At 67.9% G+C, this 910-nt stretch carries 1 protein-coding gene; it reads right to left on the reverse strand.

The window, feature by feature from the left end; translation table 11 throughout:
• Positions 1-205: 205 nt before the first annotated feature.
• Positions 206-685: a transcriptional repressor gene (locus tag HUK84_RS20290; RefSeq protein ID WP_176641806.1), complete on the reverse strand. Its 480-nt coding sequence runs from the start codon at positions 683-685 to the stop codon at positions 206-208.
• Positions 686-910: the final 225 nt, after the last annotated feature.

Below are 910 nucleotides of genomic sequence, written 5' to 3' on the forward strand. Positions count from 1 at the left end.
GGCCAGGTCCCGGCAGCCCTGCCGGCGCCAGAACAGGGCCATGGCGCGCGTGGCGTCGGGGGCGGCGATCCGCGCCACGACGCGTCCGTCCGCGTCTTCGATCCGGAACAGCGTGCGGGTCTTGTCGGAAGGTGCAAGGACGCTGGGCCTTGCCTTGAAGCCGTGTCTCACCATGTCGCCGATTGTAGCCGGATATGCCGCGAAGTCACCCGTGGCAGGCGGCGCACAACCCTTCGGCCTCGACCATCGAATGGCGGACCGTAAAGCCGATGGCGCGCGTCGCCGCGACCAGGGCGGCGACGATCTGGCGGTCGTCCAGCTCGGTCACCTGGCCGCAGCCGGTGCAGATCAGGAATTGCGCGGCATGCAGGTGGCAGGCGCCGTCATGGTCGGCGTCGAGCGCATGGGTGCAGCCGACGAAGGCCGACAGGCGTTCGATCTTGTGGATCAGCCCCTGTTCCAGCAGGAAATCCAGTGCGCGATAGACCGTGGGCGGGGCCGCGCCCTTCTTGTCGGTGCGCAGCCCGTCCAGCAATTCATAGGCGCCGACCGGGCGCGCGGCGTCGAGCACCAGCCCCAGCACCTGCCGCCGCAGATCGGTCAGCCGCGAGCCGCGCGCGGCGCAGATATGCGCCGCAACGTCCAGCCGTGCCTCGGTTTTTTCAGCGAAGATCCGTTCCGTCATGCCGGTTCGCGCTGTGCCTCCTGTGCCCCCGGTTTCCATACGCCGGAAAGCGCGCTATATGAAGACTGGATATTTGTTACATTATAACATATTCAACCCCCTCACCCGTTCGGTCGCCCGCTGTGCCAGCCTGTCTTGCCCCTTTCCGTCGTGCCGGTTCGTTCTGTGCAATCCTGCTGGCGCTGCTGGCGGGCGGGGCGGGCGCGGCGCGGGCGCAGCCGGTCG

Source organism: Nguyenibacter vanlangensis, from assembly GCF_013376155.1.
Taxonomy (GTDB): Bacteria; Pseudomonadota; Alphaproteobacteria; order Acetobacterales; family Acetobacteraceae; genus Gluconacetobacter; species Gluconacetobacter vanlangensis.